A 16878-nucleotide genomic window follows, 5' to 3' on the forward strand; every position below is an offset into this window, starting at 1 on the left:
ATTATTGATATGTTTAAGGTGATTTATTTAGCGGGACGTCTACTCTTATTTTTAATTTGATCTGTTATGTTGATTTTGGTAATTGTAATTACTGACCTGCTTAGGGAATTAATGGTTGGCGTTAACTTTATCTATAACGTGTTATTTAAAGGATGGAGTAATATGTCATCAATAAGAGCGCTTGATTTTGATGAGATGAAATTGATTGGCGGTTGTGGCGATGGAAATAACGGCGGCGATCGTGACAGGCCAAGCAGAGGCGCGTCAAACTCTTGTGCCAATCAGGTTGGAATGGGCATTATCATTGGCGCATTTACCGGTTTTTCCGGCGGCCCGCCAGGGATGATGGGTATGGCCGTTGCCGGTGGCTTAATGGGGGCGGTCTCTTGCGCAGATAACAGCCCAGCCGGGAATAATAAGAATAACGGTGGTGCCTTGGGTAGGAATAAAAACGCCAATAGCGTTAATGGGCAATGTCGCTGGTGATGAGTAAATCGCTTTTAGAGTGTCAAAAATAAGGGGTGGGTTATGGTTAACAGACGTCTTTTAAACCCGCTGTGTAATATGATTGCGCTAACGTTGAGTATGTTACTTGTCTCGTTCTCCTCACTGAGTATTATTTCATACGGAGAACATTTGGTAGATGCGGCCATCGCGGTTTTCACTTATTTTGGTATCAGAAGCTGCTGCCTGATGTGTGTAAGTTTATTCCATTGGTTCCACGGTGGAGATGACCGCATTAATCTTGATCAATAAACAGTGCCGGCAGCGCCCGCTGCCGGCACTGTCCTCGTTAAGACACCAACTCCAACCCCGCCACGCGGCGCCAGTAGCCGTTGCAGTCGGCGTGGTCGGTCAAGGCCAGCGGCTGCTCACCGCGCTCGTTGGCGCGGAAGGCGTCGATCTGCGCCAGCGTCTCGGCGCCCTGCGGCGACAGCCGCACGATGTCTACCAGCCCCTGCATGCTTGGCAGCTCGTTGCCGAGGTTGTAGCAGTAACCGCTCATGGTCTGGATGCCGTTGAGCACGAACACCTGCTGTTGTTCCTGGGAGCGCATCATGCGGCCCTGCGGATATTTGATGCAGCAGGTTTCGCACTCGTCCTTGCCGCGGTTCTCCGAGCGGGCGGTGAAGCAGCGCGCCGAATAGGCCAGCGGCAGGTGGCCGTAGCTCAGCACCTCCACTTCGAAGTCGTGGCGAAAGCCCAGCTCGTCGCACTGCGTCAGCAGATTGGCCAGCCAGTCGCGCGACAGTTCGACCGGCATGCACCAGCGGATCATGCCCTGGCGGCGCAGCAGGCGCAGGGTATAGGCGTTGTAACAGTTCAGCGCATGGCCGGCGACGAACGGCAAGCCGCGCTCCGCCGCCATGTTCACTGCGCCCAGATCGTTGGCTTCAAGCAGGAACTCGCCGTTCTCCACATAGCGTTTCAGCTCATTCAGTTCGGACGGCGCCTGCAGCAGCGCCAGCGTGGAGATCACCACCTGTTTGCCGCTGCGGGCGATTTCGCGCGCCAGCGCCAGCCAATCGCCGACCTTCATCTCGCGCCGTTTGGTGCAGACGCTCTCTCCGAGGTAAATGATGTCGGCGCTGCTCTCCGCCGCCTGTTGATAGAACGCCGCGATGTCGGTTTTCGGCCAGTAGTAGAGTACCGGCCCCAGTGCGTATTTCATGTTTCCTCCGGCTACTGCCATTTGCGGTGATAGGCACCCAGCGTGGTCTGGGTGCCTTCGGACATAGCGCCCAGCGTCTCCATCCAGGCTGCGTCGGCGCGGTAGGCGGCGGGATTGGCCTGACAACGGTCGATCGCCTGGCGCCAGACGCGCGCCACCTGGCTGACGTAAGCCGGGCTGCGCTGGCGGCCTTCGATCTTCACCGAGGCGATGTTGGCGGCCAGCAGCTCCGGCAGCAGCTCCAACGTATTGAGGCTGGTGGGCTCTTCCAGCGCGTGGTAGCGCACGTCGTCCACCAGATAGCGGCCCTTGCACAGCGTCGGGTAACCGGCGTTTTCGTGGTCCTGGTAGCGGTCGATCAGCACGTCGTTCAGGCGCGACTCCATGCCCTGCGGGGTTTGCTGCCAGCGCACGAAACGCGCCGGCGAACAGGCGCCGACGGTGTTCGGCGACTCGCCGGTCAGGTAGGAAGAGAGATAGCAGCGTCCTTCGGCCATGATGCACAGGCTGCCGAAGGCGAACACTTCCAGCGGCACCGGGCTGGTGCGCGCCAGCTGCTTCACCTGGTGCATCGACAGCACGCGCGGCAGCACTACCCGGCCCACCTCGAAGTTGCGCTGGTAGAAACGGATCGCTTCCTCGTTGGTGGCGGAAGCCTGCACCGAAACGTGGCGCTCCAGCTGCGGGTAGCGCTGGGCGGCGTATTCCAGCATCGCCAGATCCGCCAGAATCAGCGCGTCGGCACCCAGCTGGGCAGCCATATCCACCGCTCGCTGCCAGCGGGCGTAGCCGTCGGGATGGGCGAAGGTGTTGATGGCGATATGCAGTTTGCGGCCGTGGCGATGCACGTAATCGACCGCTTCCTGCAGCTTTTTCTCGGTGAAGTTGAGGCCGGCGAAGTGGCGCGCGTTGGTATCGTCTTTCAGACCGATGTAAACGGCGTCGGCGCCGTTATCCACTGCGGCCTTCAGGGCCGGCAGGTTGCCGGCGGGGCAAAGCAGCTCCATAGATTTATCCTGGCTTAGCCGTGCGCCCGGCCGGGCGCACGCTGTCTTTAAAGGTTGCCGGCGGCGGTGTTCCGCCGGCAAACGCGAATCGGGGAGGCCATTTTAGGCAAAGGGGCGCACACAGGTTTTGATTTGGGGCAGCTTATGGCGTATTGATAAACATGGCGGTGAAATGCACTATTTGTTGATATAGACCGCTGAAGCCGCGCGCCAGTGTGGCAAAATAGCGGTAGTCCGTATTGAAAGGAGTGGATGACCGTGTTGGAACAACTACGAGCACGCCTTGTGCGCCAGGGGCCGTCGCTGCTGCGCATCCCGCTGAAATTCACGCCGTTCGCCCTGCAGCGCCAGCTGCTGCAACAGGTGCTGAGCTGGCAGTTTCGCCAGGCGTTGGCGGATGGGGATCTGGAATTTCTCGAATCGCGCTGGTTAAAGATCGAAGTTCGCGATCTGGCGCTACACTGGTTTATGACGGTAGAAAACGACAAACTGGTGGTCAGCCAGCACGCCGAAGCGGACGTCAGCTTCAGCGGCGACGCCAACGATCTGATCCTGATCGCGGCGCGCAAGCAAGATCCGGATACGCTGTTCTTTCAGCGTCGGCTGCAGATTGAAGGGGATACCGAATTGGGCCTGTATGTGAAAAATTTGATGGACGCCATCGAGCTGGAAAGCATGCCTGCGCCGCTGCGCATGGGGTTGCTGCAGTTGGCTGATTTTGTCGAAGCAGGGCTGCAGGAGGGCACGGCGTCGGCTTCCCGTGTGGCGGTATCATGCTGATCCGCGTAGAGATCCCGGTAGACGCGGCGGGTATCGATGCCTTGCTGCGCCGCGCCTTTGGCCGCGACGACGAAGCAGACCTGGTGCAACAGCTGCGCGAAGACGGTCTGCTGACGCTGGGCGTGGTCGCCACTGACGACGAAGGCGGGGTAGTAGGTTACGCCGCGTTCAGCCCGGTGGATGTGGCCGGCGAAGATCGCCAATGGGTGGCGCTGGCGCCGCTGGCGGTAGACGAAAGCCTGCGCCGCCAGGGGCTGGCTGAAAAGCTGGTGTACGAGGGGTTGGATTCGCTGAACGAATTCAGCTACGCCGCGGTGGTGGTGCTGGGCGATCCGGCCTATTACGGCCGCTTCGGCTTCAAACCGGCCGCCGCCTATGGCCTGAATTGTCGCTGGCCGGACGCGGAAAGCGCATTCCAGGTGTATACGCTGGCGCAAGACGCCCTGAATGGCGTCAGCGGCGAAGTGGCTTTTTCGGCGCCGTTTAATCGCTTTTAACCACCGGCAACAAAGACGCCAACGACAGCGGCGGGTGATTCACCAGCCGCTCTTTTTGTATTTTGCTCAGCTGTTTGACGCGGTATTCCAGCTTCAGCGCCGTTGAGCGATCCCCCACCTGGCAGTGAAACGCCAGCGTCAGCTCCCCTTTACCGCGCAGTGCCTTGGCGCCTTTGCCGGCCTGATGCTGCGCCAGGCGGCGCGCCACGTCGGTGGTGATGCCGGTATACAGCATGCCGCTCGGTAAACGCAGCATATAGAGGTGCCAGGGAGTGGGGGAGGTATCGGTCATCGTACGCCGTTTCGGTGGCCAGGGTCGGCGTATGATGGCATGTTCGCCGCCACAATCCCACCCCCGGCCGCCGGTGCTTTACCGCTTTACCCCTTTTTTCCCGCCAGCTCGAAGCGCGGCGAGACGATGCCGTACAGCGTCCAGCCGAGGAAGGTGGCGATGGCGCCCCACATCATCGCTTCCTCACCGGAGCTGTAAAGCGCATAGAAGCTGTACAGCGCGCCGATGCCGGCGATGATATTGGCGATGCGCGCCTTGTTGTCCGGCACCTTCGCCACTTTCTGAATAATGACCAGCGCCGCCATCGACAGGATGTACGGGATGATGTTGGTCACCACCGCCAGGTTCACCAGCACGTTGAACTGCTTGTTCAGCGACGGGCTGATAGTCATCAGAGACAAACCGCTCTGGATGACGACGATGGTCAGCATGCCTTTGACCGGCGCGTCGGCCTTGCTCAGCCTGGAGAAGATTTTCGGGAAGAAGCCGCTGTCGGCGGAGGATTTGAACACCTGCGCGATGGTGAACTGCCAGCCGAGCAGCGAGCCGACGCAGGACATCACCATCAACGCCATGATGATCTTGCCGACCGTCGGGTTGAACATGTGGGAGAACGCCAGCCCGAACGGAGCGGTGGAGTTGGCCAGATCCATGTTCGGCACGATGCCGGCGATCACGTTGGTCGAAACGATATAGATCACCGCCGCGCTGAGGGTGCCGCCCAGTACGGCGATCGGCACGTTGCGCTCCGGGTTTTCCACCACGTCGGTATTGGCGCAGGCGGATTCCAGCCCCAGGAATGCCCACAGGGTCATCGAGATCGAGGCGCCGATGGCTTCGAAGGTCGGCACCTGATGCGGGTTCCAGGCGGCGACGTAGGCGCTGCCGCTGAACCAGTACCAGCCGATGACCGAGATGCCCACCACCGGAATGATCACGCCCCAGACGGTGATGCCGCTGATTTTGCCGGTAATGCGCGCACCGCCGAAGTTGGCGACGGTCGCAAGCCACAGCACGCCGATGGTGGCGATGCAGATCCCGAGCGGGCTGAGCGTAGCGCCAAACAGCTCGGTGCCGTAGCCGACGGCGGAAATGGCGATGGCGATGTTGGCGATCAGCAGCGAAACGCCATAGGTGTAGTTCGCCATAAAGTTGCCTGATTTACCGAAGGCGTATTCGGCGTAGCCGCCCATGCCGCCGGATTTACGGCTGAACATGCCGCATTTGGCGAAGGCGTAGGCCAGCGCCATCGAGCCGACGGCGGTCACCAGCCAGGAAACGATCGAAATCGTGCCCACTTCGGCCAGCTTGGTCGGCAGCATAATTATGCCGGAACCCATCATGTTCACGGCGGTCAGGATCGTTAATTGCACGACCCCCATTTTATTATTGGACTTACTCATGATCATTTTCTCTTTTAGGATGCGATCCGGGCGGCGAGAATAATCACCGCCCCGTAAGGTGATTAATTTTTCATGACGTAGCCGTAAGCGCGGTTCCAGCCGTCCTCATCCTGTTGGATATAAACGCCCTGCAATTCCGGCGCGAATCCCGGCAATAAATTGATGCCTTCTTCCAGTGCCAGGAAATAACGCTGCGCGGCGCCGCCCCAAATTTCACCGGGCACCACGCACAGCACGCCTGGTGGGTAAGGCAGGGCGCCTTCGGCGGCGATGCGGCCCTCGGCCTTGGCCAGCGAGACCAATTCCACGTTGCCGCGAACAAACTCGGTATTGGCGTCCTGCGGATTCATCACCACGCGCGGGAAATAACTTTTGCGGAACATCTCTTTTTGCAGTTCTTTAACGTCATAGCTGACGTAAAGGTCGTGCATTTCCTGGCACAGCTGGCGGATGGTGTAGTTTTTGTAGCGCTGCTGGTGGTTTTTATAGACCGCAGGCAGCACCTCGCTGAGCAGGGAGTTTTGCTCGATGTGCTTCTCGAAGCGGGCGATCAGGGCCACCAGGTGTTGCATCTTGGCGATGTCTTCCGCCGGCGTCAGCAGGAACAGGATCGAGTTGAGATCGCATTTTTCCGGCACGATGCCGTTTTCACGCAGGTAGTTGGCCAGAATGGTCGCCGGGATGCCGAACTCGCTGTAGCTGCCGGTCGCGGTATCGATGCCCGGCGTGGTGAGCAGCAGTTTGCACGGATCGACGAAGTACTGCGACTCGGCATAGCCTTCAAAGGCATGCCATTTCTCGCCGGGCACGAAGTTGAAGAAGCGCAGATCGTTGGCCATCGCCGCGGTGTCATAGGCCTGCCACGGCTTGCCGTCGATCTGATCCGGCACGAACGGTTTGATCATCGTGCAGGTATCCAGCAGCATTTTGCGCGCTTCGATGCCCACGCGCACACATTCTTGCCACAGGCGCTGGCCGCTCTTGCCCTCGTGCATCTTGGCGTTGACGTCCAGCGCGGCGAACAGCGGATAGAACGGGCTGGTGGAGGCGTGCAGCATAAAGGCGTTGTTGAAGCGCTTATGGTTGCAGTAGCGGCTCTGCCCCTTGATATGCTTGTCTTTTTTGTGGATCTGCGAAGTCTGCGAGAAACCGGCCTGCTGTTTGTGCACCGACTGGGTGACGATGATGCCGGGATCGTTTTCGTTCAGCTCCAGCAGCAGCGGCGAGCAGTCTTTCATCATCGGAATGAACTGCTCATAGCCCACCCAGGCGGAGTCGAACAGGATGTAGTCGCACAGGTGGCCAATCTTGTCGACCACCTGACGGGCGTTGTAGATGGTGCCGTCGTAGGTGCCGAGCTGGATGATCGCCAGGCGGAACGGGCGGGCCTCGTTGGCGCGTTCCGGCGCCACCTCGCGGATCTGCTGGCGCAGGTAGCGCTCGTCGAAGCAGTGCGCGTCGATGCCGCCGATAAAGCCGAATGGGTTACGGGCGGTTTCCAGATAAACCGGCGTGGCGCCGGCCTGGATCAACGCGCCGTGGTGGTTGGATTTATGGTTGTTGCGGTCGAACAGCACCAGATCGCCGCGCGTCAGCAGGGCGTTGGTCGCCACCTTGTTCGAGGCCGAGGTGCCGTTGAGCACGAAGTAGGTCTTGTCGGCGTTGAACACCTTGGCGGCGTGCTGCTGCGCGGCGCAAGGCGCGCCTTCGTGGATCAACAGGTCGCCCAGTTTGACGTCGGCGTTGCACATGTCGGAGCGGAAAATCGTTTCGCCGTAGAAGTCGAAGAACTGGCGGCCCGCCGGGTGTTTGCGGAAGAACTCGCCGCCCTGGTGGCCAGGGCAGGCGAAAGTGGCGTTGCCCATTTCTACGTATTGCGTCAGCGTGTTGAAGAATGGCGGCAGCAGCTCGCTCTCATATTTTGCGGCGGCGGCCTCCAGCTGTTTGCCGTAGAACTGGGTATTCTTGCCGCACAGTTCAAATACGCCGTGCAGCGCCGGCAAGACGGCGTTATCCAGCTCTTCTTCGCAGCAGACGGCGACGAACAGCGGAATGTTCAGGCCGTGCTCTTCGATGCGCGCCACCATACCTTGCGCGACGTCTTCTACCGACAGCACGATGGCGGCGACGTCATTGAAATCGCTGTGATGCACATCGACGATGTCGCGTTCAGTTTCAAAGCAGCCGAGGGTTTGGGTGTTGGCGGCAATTTTTAATTTTTTCATTTTTCTCATTCTTCAGGCAAAGGCATTCCGCCAGCAAATAATTTCATTTGCCGCTAACGCCTTCACGAAAATAAAGGTGTGCGAGAACCCAGTGATGCCGAAAGGCATTAACTGTGTTCGCTGTTTTATTTGGCTTGAATGCGCTTGGCCGAAATTAAAAATGTATTGCGCGCCCTTCCCGCTTAGCGAGAAAAAGACATTATCACCGGAGTGCGGAGAATAAAGTGAAACGCAAAGACACTCTTAACAACGGCGTAAGAGCGAGGGGGAGGGTTATCTGTAGTTAAAGAATGCGAAGCTAAAGCAGCTGCGATGAGCCATCATCATAATATGGGTTGTACGCCTGATGTGCGCCATTTTTCGGTTATTGTTTTCCATTTTCTAATCCACCTTGCTGAGTGAAAAGATGGCGCTATTTTAGCGCAAGATGCACTAAAAATTGTGATTATGATCACATAAATGCCGGTTTTGATAAATAACTATTCACCGGTTATGCAATGTGTTGCATAAGTATCATCCAGACGCAGAGGTTGGCATGTAAATGAATTGCTAATGTTCGCGGGCCTTGAGCGCTTAATTTTGATGTCGCTCGAGAAGGAATAAAAAAAGCGGTCAAATAACCGGCTGTATAACGATAAAATAAATCAGCATTGTGTTATTTATGTTATCAACCTGCTTTATGCTGTAGTGGGTAAAAATTCAAATATAATGGTTTTGTATTCATGCAAGATTTTTGATGATTATCGTTATTTGTGACTCGCCTCAACAACGCAGGGTAAGATGAAGTGAGTGAACAGGGAGGCGAGTAACCTTGAATACCCCAGAACAACGGCAGCAGATTGCGGATTTTATCGGTAAACAACACGTCTTGACGCTGTGCGCCGGCGACGGCCTCGACATGTGGTGCGCCAACTGTTTTTACGTGTTCGACGCCGCGACGATGGCGCTGTGGCTGATGACCGAACCGCACACCCGCCACGGCGGGCTGATGCTGAACAACGGCCGGGTGGTCGGCACCATCGCGCCGAAGCCGAAAAGCATCGCGCTGATCCGCGGCGTGCAGTACCGCGCCGAGGCGGTGCTGCTGAGCGGCGAAGAGGCCGAGGCGGCGCGCGCGCGTTACTGCAAGCGCTTCCCGATCGCCAGGGCGATGAAAGCCTCGGTTTGGCGGCTGGATCTGCACGAGGTGAAGATGACCGACAACACCCTCGGCTTCGGCAAGAAGCTGCACTGGGCGCGGTCTATACTTTAAGTCGACATAGCCATTACAACGGGAGATCGCATGGCGCGAGCACTGTTAGTCGGCGCAACCGGGCTGGTGGGGCGCGAGTTGCTGCAGCGGTTGCAAAGCGATCCGCAGATAACGGCCATCGTGGCGCCGACGCGCACGCCGCTGCCGCCGCACGGCAAGCTGACCAACCCGGTCGGCGATGCGCTGTTCGAACTGCTGAGTAGCCTGCAGCAACCGGTCGATCTGGTGTTCTGCTGCCTGGGCACCACCCGCCGGGCGGCGGGCAGCGCCGATGCCTTCCGCTACGTCGATTACCAACTGGTGGTGGAGAGCGCGCTGACCGGCCGCCGGTTGGGGGCGCAGCACTGTCTGGTGGTGAGCGCGTTGGGTGCCAATGCGGATTCCACCTTCCTGTATAACCGCACCAAAGGCGAGATGGAGCAGGCGCTGCGCGAACAGCGCTGGCCGCGCCTGACGCTGGTGCGGCCTTCCATGCTGGTGGGAGAGCGCCCGGCGCCGCGCCTGATGGAGCGCCTCACGCTGCCGCTGTTCAGGCTGCTGCCCGGCAAATGGCGGGCGGTCGCCGCCAAAGACGTGGCGCAAACGCTGCTGCAGCAGGCGTTCACGCCGGGTGAAGGGGTCAGGGTGCTGGAGTCGGACCGGCTGCATTGCTACCGAGGCTGACGCTGAGGTGATCGAACGCCAGCTCCAGGCCGGCGGGCAGTTCGTTGTCCAGCAGCCACCGATCGAGATGATGGCTGATGTGCGTCAGCAGCGTGCGTTTGGGTTGCAGCAACCGCTGCGTCTCCTGCGCGCGGGTCAGATCGTTGTGGTTGCGCGGCGCCTGCGGCTGAGGCGGCAGGCTGCAATCGAGCACCAGCAGATCCAGCGCCACGTTCTGCAGATAGTCGGCGGTGGCCGGCGGCAGGCCGACGGTGTCGGTCAGGTAGGCCAGCGCAGCGCCCGCCGCCTGGATCAGATAGCCGTGGGTCAGTTTGGAGTGTTGCAGCGGCAGCGGGGTGATGCGCATGCCGCCCAGCTCGACGGTGGCGAAGGGCGCCAGCGGCGGCTGAAACGCCAGAATGCCGGGGTGTTTGAATAGATCGTCGCAGCCCTGTTCATCCGGCGGGCCATATACCGGAATTAAATTTCCGCACCCCCAACGCAAAGGAAATAACCCCTGAACGTGATCCATGTGGTAATGTGTCAGTAAAAAACGTTGAATTTGCCCCGCCGAAAATCGCCGCTCCAAAGCCGGTAATCCCGCATCCAATAAGGTCGTTTCCCCCTGATAGTTGAGCATGGCGCTGCACGCTCGCCGCCGAAATGCCGGCTCGCGCCGCGCCCGTTGGCAGATCGGGCAGTCGCAGCCGAACACCGGCACCTGCTGCGCGCCGCCGGTGCCGAGAAAGGTCAGTTGCATCGCTCCCCTCCGTTAAAGGTACTTCTGCGCAAAGCGGTTGATGTCGCGAAAATCCGCCAGCCGCGCCTGCAGCGTGGCGTGATCCCAGTGCCACCACTGGCTGCGTTCGATACGCTCTATCAGCGCATCGTCAAAGCGCATGCCGATCTTTTTGGCCGCCACGCCGGCGACGATGCTGTAAGGCTCCACGTCCTTGGTGACCACCGCCGCGCTGCCGATCACTGCGCCGTTGCCGACGCTGACGCCCGGCATCAGGATGGCGTTATGGCCGATCCACACGTCGTGGCCGACGGTGACATGGTGCTCGCGCCGCCAGTCGAAGAACGCAGCGTCATCTTCCCCCAGCCCGTATTCGGAGGCGCGGTAGGTGAAGTGGTGCTGCGCGATGCGCTGGTAGGTCGGGTGGTTGCCGGGATTGATGCGCGCATAGGAGGCGATGGAGACGAACTTGCCGATAGTGGCGTAAAAGATCTGGTTGTGCCCGGCGGTGTAGGAGTAGTCCCCCATCTCCACCTCTTCCAGGATCGCATCGTCGGCCAGATGCACATATTGGCCGAGCCGGGTGCGGTTAAGGGTCACGTTGTCGCCGATTTTCGGCTGGGCGAAGTCGTTCATGGCGTCGCGTCCTGAGTTTGTCGGGTAGAGGTCGGCAGCAGCGCCAGCAGCGCCGCCAGGGTGTCGTCGAGTGGGCCGTCGTTGTGCAGCACCCGGCAGCTGGCGGGCAGGCTCTGCTGATATTCCGCCGCCCGCGCCAGCCGCTGCTCGATCTGTTCAGCGCTTTCCCGCCCTCGATCTTGCAGGCGCCGGCGCAGGATCCCGGCGCTGACCTGCAGGCACACCGGCAGCAGCTGCGCCCCATAGCGCTGCTGTGCCTGCGGCAGGTGGGCGCGTGAACCGTTGACCGCCACGTCGATCCCCTGCAGCAGCCAAAGATCCACCTCGATCCCAAACGCGTAGCGCTGCTGGTGCGCCTGCCAGTCGAGCGCGAACAGCCCCTTGGCGCGGCGGCGCAGAAATTCCGGTTCGCTCAGCGCAATATGATTCTCGCAGCCGGCGTCCGCCGGCCGGGTGATGTAACGGTGCGCCACCAGCGGCGCGCGGTCGGCGTCGGCCCGCAGCGCGGCCAGCAGGCTGTCCTTGCCTGCGCCGGAAGGCCCCATCAGATAGATGAGCCGCGCCATCAGAACACCTGCCTGCCCTGGCGCCACACGTTCTGCACATAAACGTGCTCGCCGTGCGGCCGTGCCAGTACCAGATCCGCCCGCAATCCTTCGGCGATGGTGCCGCGATCCTGCAGATCCAGCGCCCGCGCTGGGTTGCGGGTGATCATGCGCACCGCCTGGGGCAGATCGTAGGCGTTGCGTTCGTCCGCCGCGAGGCGAAACGCCGCGTCCAGCAGGCTGGCCGGGTAATAATCGGAAGAGAGAATGTCCAGCACCCCCAGCGCCGCCAGGTGGTGCGCCGCCACGTTGCCGGAGTGGGAGCCGCCGCGCACGATGTTCGGCGCGCCCATCAGCACCTGCAGGCCCTGCTGGTGCGAGGCGCGGGCGGCCGCCTCGGTGGTGGGGAACTCTGCGATCGCGCTGCCCAGCGCGCAGGATTCGGCCACGTGCGCGGCGGTGGCGTCGTCATGGCTGGCCAGCGAGATGCGGCGCGCGCGGCAGTGGGCGGCGATCGCCTCGCGGTTCGGCGCGGCCCAGCGGGCGGACAGGGCAACCTGCTGCTCCTCGTACTCGCTCATCTGCTGGTCGTTGAGGTGGTATTTGCCCTGATAATATTCGCGGTATTTTTCGCGCGAGGCGAACTGACGCTGGCCTGGCGAATGGTCCATCAGCGACACCAGCGACACGCCCGGCTTGTCCATTAGCTGTTCGAACAACGGCAGCGTGCTCTCGTGCGGCAGCTCGCAGCGCAGGTGCAGCCGGTGCTCGGCGCGGTTCACCCCGGCGCGCTGGCTGTGGATCACCGCGTCGATCATCTTCTGCAGGTTTTCCAGCCGGTGGCCGCCGTCGCGCACGTCGCCGATCGCCACCGCGTCCAGCACCGTGGTGATGCCGTTGGCCACCATCAGCGCATCGTGGCTGCTCATCGCCGAATGGGCCGGCCAGTCGACGTTCGGGCGCGGGGTAAAGAACTTGTCCAGGTTGTCGGTATGCAGTTCGATCAGCCCCGGCAGCAGCCAGCCGCCGTCGCCGTCCAGCGCCTGCGGCAGCCGGCTCGGGCCGTCGGCGAAGCTGCGGATCACGCCATCCTGCATCTCCAGCGAGCCTTGCACCACCTGGTCATCCAGCACCAGCTTAACGTTATTGACGATCATCAGAGGGCCTCCAGCGCCTGCGGCGCCTGCATGTCATAAAGCCGGTCGGCGACCTGTCGGCGGACGCCTTCATCGTGAAAAATGCCGACGATCGCCGCGCCGCGCGCCTTGGCGCGTTCGATAAGCTGCACCACCGCCGCGCTGTTGCGGCTGTCGAGCGAGGCGGTCGGTTCATCCAGCAACAGAATGGGGTAATCGACGATAAAGCCGCGTGCGATGTTCACCCGCTGCTGCTCACCGCCGGAGAAGGTGGACGGCGCCAGCGGCCACAGGCGCTGCGGCACGTTGAGCGCGGCGAGCAGCGCTTCGGCGCGTTCGCGGCACTCGGCGCGCTCGACGCCCTGCTCCAGCAGCGGCTGCATCACCACCTCCAGCGCGCTGATGCGCGGGATCACCCGCAGGAACTGGCTGACCCAGCCCAGCGTATGGCGGCGCACCGCCAGAATCTGGCGCGCATCGGCGCTGACCATGTCCAGCCAGTCGCCCTGGTGATTGATCCAGATATGGCCGCTGTCCGGCAGGTAGTTGGCGTACAGCGAACGCAGCAGGGTGGATTTGCCGCTGCCGGAGTGGCCGTGCAGCACCACGCATTCGCCGCCGTGGACCGTCAGGTTGGCGTCGTGCAGCACCGGCAGGCGGGTGCCGTACTGCTGATGCAGCACAAAGGTTTTACTGAGATGTTCAACTCGGATTTGCATAGTCATCTGTTATCGCCTTGGGTTACGACAGCACCGAAGAAACCAGCAGCTGGGTGTAGGGATGGTGCGGATCGTCCAGCACCCGGTCGGTCAGGCCGCTCTCCACCACTTCGCCCTGTTTCATCACCAGCAGGCGGTGGGCCAGCAGCCGCGCCACGCCGAGATCGTGAGTGACGATCACCGCCGCCAGCTGCATCTCCACCACCAGATTGCGCAGCAGATCGAGCAGGCGCGCCTGCACCGACACGTCCAGCCCGCCGGTCGGTTCATCCATAAACACCAGCCTGGGGTGGGTGACCAGATTGCGGGCGATCTGCAGCCGCTGCTGCATGCCGCCGGAGAAGGTGGTCGGCAGATCGTCGAGGCGCGACAGCGGGATCTCGACGTCTTCCAGCCACTGGCTGGCCTGGCGGCGAATGTCGCCATAGTGGCGCTGGCCGATGGCCATCAGCCGCTCGCCGATGTTGCCGCCGGCGGAGACCTGCGGCCGCAGCCCGTCGAGCGGGTGCTGGTGCACCACGCCCCAGTCGGTGCGCAGCAGGCGGCGGCGATCGCTCTCCGCCATGGCGTACAGGTCGTGCTCCTGGTCCGCCTGCGGGCGGTAAAGGATCTGCCCGCGCTGCGGCGCCAGCCGCGCCGAGATCGACTTCAGCAGCGTGGTTTTGCCGGAGCCGGATTCGCCGACGATGCCCAGCACTTCACCGGGGTAGATGTCGAACGACACGTCGCTGAAGCCCTTGCCGGGGGCGTACAGGTGGGTGAGCCGGTTCACCGACAGCAGCGGAGTGGTGCTCAAAAGGGTGGAAGTCATCAGTGCTGCGCCTCTTGCGAAGATTGCGCCAGCTGCTGCCGGCAGTAGTCGGTGTCCGAACAGACGAACATGCGGTTGCCCCGATCGTCGAGCACCACCTCGTCGAGATAGCTGTGGCGCGAGCCGCACAGCGCGCAGGGTTCGTCCCACTGCTGCACGCTGAACGGATGGTCGTCGAAGTCCAGGCTCTCCACCTTGGTGAACGGCGGCAGGGCGTAGATGCGTTTCTCGCGCCCGGCGCCGAACAGCTGCAGCGCCGGCATCATGTGCATTTTTGGGTTGTCGAATTTCGGGATCGGCGACGGATCCATCACGTAGCGATCGTTGACCTTCACCGGGTAGGCGTAGGTGGTGGCGATATGGCCGTAGCGCGCGATGTCTTCGTACAGCTTCACCTGCATCACGCCGTACTCCTCCAGCGCGTGCATCTTGCGGGTCTCGGTTTCGCGCGGTTCGATAAAGCGCAACGGCTCCGGGATCGGCACCTGATAGATCAGGATCTGATCTTCGCGCAGCGCGGTTTCCGGAATGCGGTGACGGGTCTGGATCAGCGTGGCCTCCGGCGTGCGTTCGGTGGTTTCCACCCCGGCGACGCGCTGGAAGAAGCGGCGGATCGACACCGCGTTGGTGGTGTCGTCGGCGCCCTGATCGATCACCTTCAGCACGTCGGCGCGGCCGATGACGCTGGCGGTGAGCTGAATGCCGCCGGTGCCCCAGCCGTAGGGCATCGGCATTTCACGGCCGCCGAACGGCACCTGATAGCCGGGGATCGCCACTGCCTTGAGGATGGCGCGGCGGATCATGCGCTTGGTCTGCTCGTCCAGATAACCGAGGTTATAGCCGGTCAATATTTCACTCATCGCGGGCCTCCTGACGCTCGCTGTATTCCTGTCGCAGCCGCTTGAGCAGCTCCAGTTCGGCCTGGAAGTCGACGTAGTGCGGCAGCTTGAGATGGGAGACGAAGCCGGCGGCCTCGACGTTGTCGGTGTGGGCCAGCACGAACTCTTCGTCCTGCGCCGGGCCGGCGACGCCTTCGCCGTAGTCCGGGCTCTGCAATGCGCGATCCACCAGCGCCATCGCCATCGCCTTGCGTTCGGCGCGGCCGAACACCAGCCCGTAACCACGGGTGAAGTGCGGCGGATGGTCCTTGGGATCGACGAAGCCGTTGACCATTTCGCACTCGGTCAGCAGGATTTCGCCGATATCGATAGCGAAACCGAGCTCTTCAGGCACGATCTCCACCGAAACGTGGCCGGTGCGGATCTCGCCGGCGAACGGGTGGTTGCGGCCGTAGCCGCGCTGGGTGGCGTAGCCGAGCGCCAGCAGGAAGCCTTCGTCGCCGCGCACCAGCTGCTGCAGGCGCGCCGAGCGCGAGCAGGGGTAAACCGGCGGGTTGCGGGTGATGTCGTCCGGCGCGCTGCCGTCGTCCTGTTCCTCGCGTGCCAGCTGCTGGCGACACAACAGATCGAACACGTGGCTACAGTTGTCCGGCAGCGGTTCGTCGGCCTGCGGCGCACGCGGTGCCTCGTCTTCCGCCAGCAGCGCGAAGTCCAGCAGCCGGTGGGTGTAGTCGTGGGTCGGCCCCAGCACCTGCCCGCCGGGCAAGTCCTTGTAAACCGCCGAGATGCGCCGCTCCAGCCGCATGTTTTCGCTGGCCAGCGGCTCGCTGACCGCCAGGCGCGGCAGGGTGGTGCGATAGGCGCGCAGCAGGAAAATCGCTTCCACCAGATCGCCGCTGGCCTGTTTGATGGCCAGCGCCGCCAGCTCGCGATCGTAGATGCCGCCTTCGGTCATCACCCGATCTACCGCCAGCCCCAGCTGCTGTTCGATTTGTTTCGCGCCGATCGCCGGCAGCGCCTCGTCGCCGCGCCGCAGCTGTTCCTGCAGCTGATGGGCGGCCTCAATGGCTTTTTCGCCCCCTTTTACCGCTACGTACATCAGCACACCTCCACGCGGGTGGTCCGCGGGATCGCCAGCAGGCGATCGCCGCAGGTCAGCAAAATATCCAGCCCCAGCGGGAAGCGCTGCGGGCGGTTGACCAGGTAATCCAGCAGCGCCGGCGGCAGGCGCGGCGCAATCAGGCGATGATTCTCGATGCCGGGGCCGGTCAGGCGCAGCGCGGCGCCGTTCTCCAGCTCGGCGAGCTGCACGATGACCGTGGCGCCGAACTCTGGCGAGATTTCAGTGCCGTGCGGCAACGCCTGCAGATCGGCGGCCTGCACGTGCTCATCGAACAGGGCAAAACAGACCTCCTGCGCCGTGGCGGCCAGCGGCGCGCCGCTGTGAAAACGAATGTTTGTTAGCACTTGCTCACTTTTAAGCGCAGCGCACAGCTGCAGCGGCGTTTCCTGATCGGCCAGCGTCAGCAGCGCGGCGGTGCTGGCGGCGTTCAGCGGCGCCCAGGCCGGGCCGTTCGGCAGCGTCACCCGGTGGCCCGGTTCGCTTAAGGCTTTAAGAATCAAACGGAAAGCGTGCTGCGATTGGTCTATCGGTTGTTCAAAACCGGTCAATAAACTCATGGC

At 61.8% G+C, this 16878-nt stretch carries 20 protein-coding genes; 5 read left to right on the forward strand and 15 right to left on the reverse strand.

Going from position 1 to position 16878, the window contains the following annotated elements:
* Window positions 1-66 precede the first annotated feature (66 nt).
* Window positions 67-486 carry a hypothetical protein gene (locus tag ACJ8PN_RS11420; RefSeq protein WP_442534945.1) on the forward strand — a complete coding sequence of 140 codons (420 nt, stop codon included), beginning with the start codon at window positions 67-69 and terminating at the stop codon, window positions 484-486.
* A 307-nt stretch (window positions 487-793) separates the two neighbouring features.
* On the opposite strand, the gene ACJ8PN_RS11425 is transcribed toward ACJ8PN_RS11420, so the two are convergent.
* The gene (locus tag ACJ8PN_RS11425; protein ID WP_411261044.1) at window positions 794-1672 is read right to left on the reverse strand and encodes a U32 family peptidase; all 879 of its coding nucleotides are present in this window, start codon (window positions 1670-1672) and stop codon (window positions 794-796) included.
* An 11-nt stretch (window positions 1673-1683) separates the two neighbouring features.
* A complete protein-coding gene (gene ubiU, locus ACJ8PN_RS11430; RefSeq protein WP_033631633.1) occupies window positions 1684-2679 on the reverse strand; it encodes a ubiquinone anaerobic biosynthesis protein UbiU in 996 nt (331 codons plus the stop codon).
* A gap of 258 nt (window positions 2680-2937) precedes the next feature.
* Here ubiU and ubiT point away from each other — a divergent pair, with 258 nt between their 5' ends.
* Both ubiT and ACJ8PN_RS11440 read left to right on the forward strand, forming a co-directional pair.
* Window positions 2938-3459, forward strand: a complete 522-nt coding sequence (gene ubiT, locus ACJ8PN_RS11435; protein WP_033633544.1) for a ubiquinone anaerobic biosynthesis accessory factor UbiT — start codon at window positions 2938-2940, stop codon at window positions 3457-3459.
* Window positions 3453-3956: a GNAT family N-acetyltransferase gene (locus tag ACJ8PN_RS11440; protein ID WP_442534946.1), complete on the forward strand. Its 504-nt coding sequence runs from the start codon at window positions 3453-3455 to the stop codon at window positions 3954-3956. The genes ubiT and ACJ8PN_RS11440 overlap by 7 nt, the downstream gene beginning before the upstream one ends.
* On the opposite strand, the gene ACJ8PN_RS11445 is transcribed toward ACJ8PN_RS11440, so the two are convergent.
* From ACJ8PN_RS11445 to speFL, 4 genes are all read right to left on the reverse strand, one after another.
* Window positions 3943-4248: a GIY-YIG nuclease family protein gene (locus tag ACJ8PN_RS11445; protein WP_442534947.1), complete on the reverse strand. Its 306-nt coding sequence runs from the start codon at window positions 4246-4248 to the stop codon at window positions 3943-3945. The two genes, ACJ8PN_RS11440 and ACJ8PN_RS11445, sit on opposite strands and share 14 nt — an antisense overlap.
* Window positions 4249-4334: 86 nt before the next feature.
* Window positions 4335-5651, reverse strand: coding sequence for a putrescine-ornithine antiporter (potE, locus tag ACJ8PN_RS11450; RefSeq protein WP_044031912.1), 1317 nt, complete (start codon window positions 5649-5651; stop codon window positions 4335-4337).
* A 62-nt stretch (window positions 5652-5713) separates the two neighbouring features.
* Entirely contained in the window at window positions 5714-7876 is a 2163-nt protein-coding gene (gene speF, locus ACJ8PN_RS11455) for an ornithine decarboxylase SpeF (protein WP_082997135.1), read from the reverse strand.
* 273 nt (window positions 7877-8149) lie between these two features.
* Complete coding sequence (gene speFL, locus ACJ8PN_RS11460) at window positions 8150-8254, reverse strand: leader peptide SpeFL (RefSeq protein ID WP_004933443.1); 105 nt, start codon at window positions 8252-8254, stop codon at window positions 8150-8152.
* A gap of 433 nt (window positions 8255-8687) precedes the next feature.
* Here speFL and ACJ8PN_RS11465 point away from each other — a divergent pair, with 433 nt between their 5' ends.
* Both ACJ8PN_RS11465 and ACJ8PN_RS11470 read left to right on the forward strand, forming a co-directional pair.
* The gene (locus ACJ8PN_RS11465; protein ID WP_015376428.1) at window positions 8688-9128 is read left to right on the forward strand and encodes a YhbP family protein; all 441 of its coding nucleotides are present in this window, start codon (window positions 8688-8690) and stop codon (window positions 9126-9128) included.
* Window positions 9129-9158: 30 nt separating this feature from the next.
* The gene (locus ACJ8PN_RS11470) at window positions 9159-9791 is read left to right on the forward strand and encodes an NAD(P)H-binding protein (RefSeq protein WP_171453226.1); all 633 of its coding nucleotides are present in this window, start codon (window positions 9159-9161) and stop codon (window positions 9789-9791) included.
* Here the strand turns inward: ACJ8PN_RS11470 and phnP are convergent.
* Genes phnP through phnH form a run of 9 tightly spaced genes read right to left on the reverse strand, consistent with a single transcriptional unit; the run spans window position 9748 to window position 16875 of the window.
* Complete coding sequence (phnP, locus tag ACJ8PN_RS11475) at window positions 9748-10530, reverse strand: phosphonate metabolism protein PhnP (RefSeq protein WP_437189439.1); 783 nt, start codon at window positions 10528-10530, stop codon at window positions 9748-9750. The genes ACJ8PN_RS11470 and phnP overlap by 44 nt on opposite strands.
* A 12-nt stretch (window positions 10531-10542) precedes the next feature.
* Window positions 10543-11145 (reverse strand): DapH/DapD/GlmU-related protein, encoded by a 603-nt coding sequence (locus ACJ8PN_RS11480; protein WP_015376431.1) that lies wholly within the window; start codon window positions 11143-11145, stop codon window positions 10543-10545.
* Window positions 11142-11711, reverse strand: a complete 570-nt coding sequence (phnN, locus tag ACJ8PN_RS11485; RefSeq protein WP_442534948.1) for a ribose 1,5-bisphosphokinase — start codon at window positions 11709-11711, stop codon at window positions 11142-11144. Before phnN ends, ACJ8PN_RS11480 begins: the two co-directional genes overlap by 4 nt.
* Window positions 11711-12847 carry an alpha-D-ribose 1-methylphosphonate 5-triphosphate diphosphatase gene (gene phnM / locus ACJ8PN_RS11490; RefSeq protein WP_004933428.1) on the reverse strand — a complete coding sequence of 379 codons (1137 nt, stop codon included), beginning with the start codon at window positions 12845-12847 and terminating at the stop codon, window positions 11711-11713. Before phnM ends, phnN begins: the two co-directional genes overlap by 1 nt.
* Entirely contained in the window at window positions 12847-13551 is a 705-nt protein-coding gene (gene phnL / locus ACJ8PN_RS11495; protein ID WP_019453319.1) for a phosphonate C-P lyase system protein PhnL, read from the reverse strand. Before phnL ends, phnM begins: the two co-directional genes overlap by 1 nt.
* Before the next feature lie 16 nt (window positions 13552-13567).
* Window positions 13568-14356 (reverse strand): phosphonate C-P lyase system protein PhnK, encoded by a 789-nt coding sequence (phnK, locus tag ACJ8PN_RS11500; protein ID WP_311265642.1) that lies wholly within the window; start codon window positions 14354-14356, stop codon window positions 13568-13570.
* Window positions 14356-15216, reverse strand: a complete 861-nt coding sequence (locus tag ACJ8PN_RS11505; RefSeq protein WP_351108853.1) for an alpha-D-ribose 1-methylphosphonate 5-phosphate C-P-lyase PhnJ — start codon at window positions 15214-15216, stop codon at window positions 14356-14358. Before ACJ8PN_RS11505 ends, phnK begins: the two co-directional genes overlap by 1 nt.
* Entirely contained in the window at window positions 15209-16294 is a 1086-nt protein-coding gene (locus ACJ8PN_RS11510; protein WP_351108856.1) for a carbon-phosphorus lyase complex subunit PhnI, read from the reverse strand. Before ACJ8PN_RS11510 ends, ACJ8PN_RS11505 begins: the two co-directional genes overlap by 8 nt.
* Window positions 16294-16875, reverse strand: coding sequence for a phosphonate C-P lyase system protein PhnH (gene phnH / locus ACJ8PN_RS11515; RefSeq protein ID WP_351108859.1), 582 nt, complete (start codon window positions 16873-16875; stop codon window positions 16294-16296). The genes ACJ8PN_RS11510 and phnH overlap by 1 nt, the downstream gene beginning before the upstream one ends.
* Window positions 16876-16878: the final 3 nt, after the last annotated feature.

Origin of the sequence: Serratia sp. CY76391 (assembly GCF_052166695.1) — a bacterium.
Taxonomy (GTDB): domain Bacteria; phylum Pseudomonadota; class Gammaproteobacteria; order Enterobacterales; family Enterobacteriaceae; genus Serratia; species Serratia nematodiphila.

Bases quoted from the DNA above. Each gene is read 5' to 3' on its own strand.
- ACJ8PN_RS11420 (WP_442534945.1), top strand. From the start codon at position 67: ATGTTGATTTTGGTAATTGTAATTACTGACCTGCTTAGGGAATTAATG.
- ACJ8PN_RS11425 (WP_411261044.1), bottom strand. From the start codon at position 1,672: ATGAAATACGCACTGGGGCCGGTACTCTACTACTGGCCGAAAACCGAC.
- ubiU (WP_033631633.1), bottom strand. From the start codon at position 2,679: ATGGAGCTGCTTTGCCCCGCCGGCAACCTGCCGGCCCTGAAGGCCGCA.
- ACJ8PN_RS11440 (WP_442534946.1), top strand. From the start codon at position 3,453: ATGCTGATCCGCGTAGAGATCCCGGTAGACGCGGCGGGTATCGATGCC.
- ACJ8PN_RS11445 (WP_442534947.1), bottom strand. From the start codon at position 4,248: ATGACCGATACCTCCCCCACTCCCTGGCACCTCTATATGCTGCGTTTA.
- potE (WP_044031912.1), bottom strand. From the start codon at position 5,651: ATGAGTAAGTCCAATAATAAAATGGGGGTCGTGCAATTAACGATCCTG.
- speF (WP_082997135.1), bottom strand. From the start codon at position 7,876: ATGAAAAAATTAAAAATTGCCGCCAACACCCAAACCCTCGGCTGCTTT.
- speFL (WP_004933443.1), bottom strand. From the start codon at position 8,254: ATGGAAAACAATAACCGAAAAATGGCGCACATCAGGCGTACAACCCAT.
- ACJ8PN_RS11470 (WP_171453226.1), top strand. From the start codon at position 9,159: ATGGCGCGAGCACTGTTAGTCGGCGCAACCGGGCTGGTGGGGCGCGAG.
- phnP (WP_437189439.1), bottom strand. From the start codon at position 10,530: ATGCAACTGACCTTTCTCGGCACCGGCGGCGCGCAGCAGGTGCCGGTG.
- ACJ8PN_RS11480 (WP_015376431.1), bottom strand. From the start codon at position 11,145: ATGAACGACTTCGCCCAGCCGAAAATCGGCGACAACGTGACCCTTAAC.
- phnN (WP_442534948.1), bottom strand. From the start codon at position 11,711: ATGGCGCGGCTCATCTATCTGATGGGGCCTTCCGGCGCAGGCAAGGAC.
- phnM (WP_004933428.1), bottom strand. From the start codon at position 12,847: ATGATCGTCAATAACGTTAAGCTGGTGCTGGATGACCAGGTGGTGCAA.
- phnL (WP_019453319.1), bottom strand. From the start codon at position 13,551: ATGACTATGCAAATCCGAGTTGAACATCTCAGTAAAACCTTTGTGCTG.
- phnK (WP_311265642.1), bottom strand. From the start codon at position 14,356: ATGACTTCCACCCTTTTGAGCACCACTCCGCTGCTGTCGGTGAACCGG.
- ACJ8PN_RS11505 (WP_351108853.1), bottom strand. From the start codon at position 15,216: ATGAGTGAAATATTGACCGGCTATAACCTCGGTTATCTGGACGAGCAG.
- ACJ8PN_RS11510 (WP_351108856.1), bottom strand. From the start codon at position 16,294: ATGTACGTAGCGGTAAAAGGGGGCGAAAAAGCCATTGAGGCCGCCCAT.
- phnH (WP_351108859.1), bottom strand. From the start codon at position 16,875: ATGAGTTTATTGACCGGTTTTGAACAACCGATAGACCAATCGCAGCAC.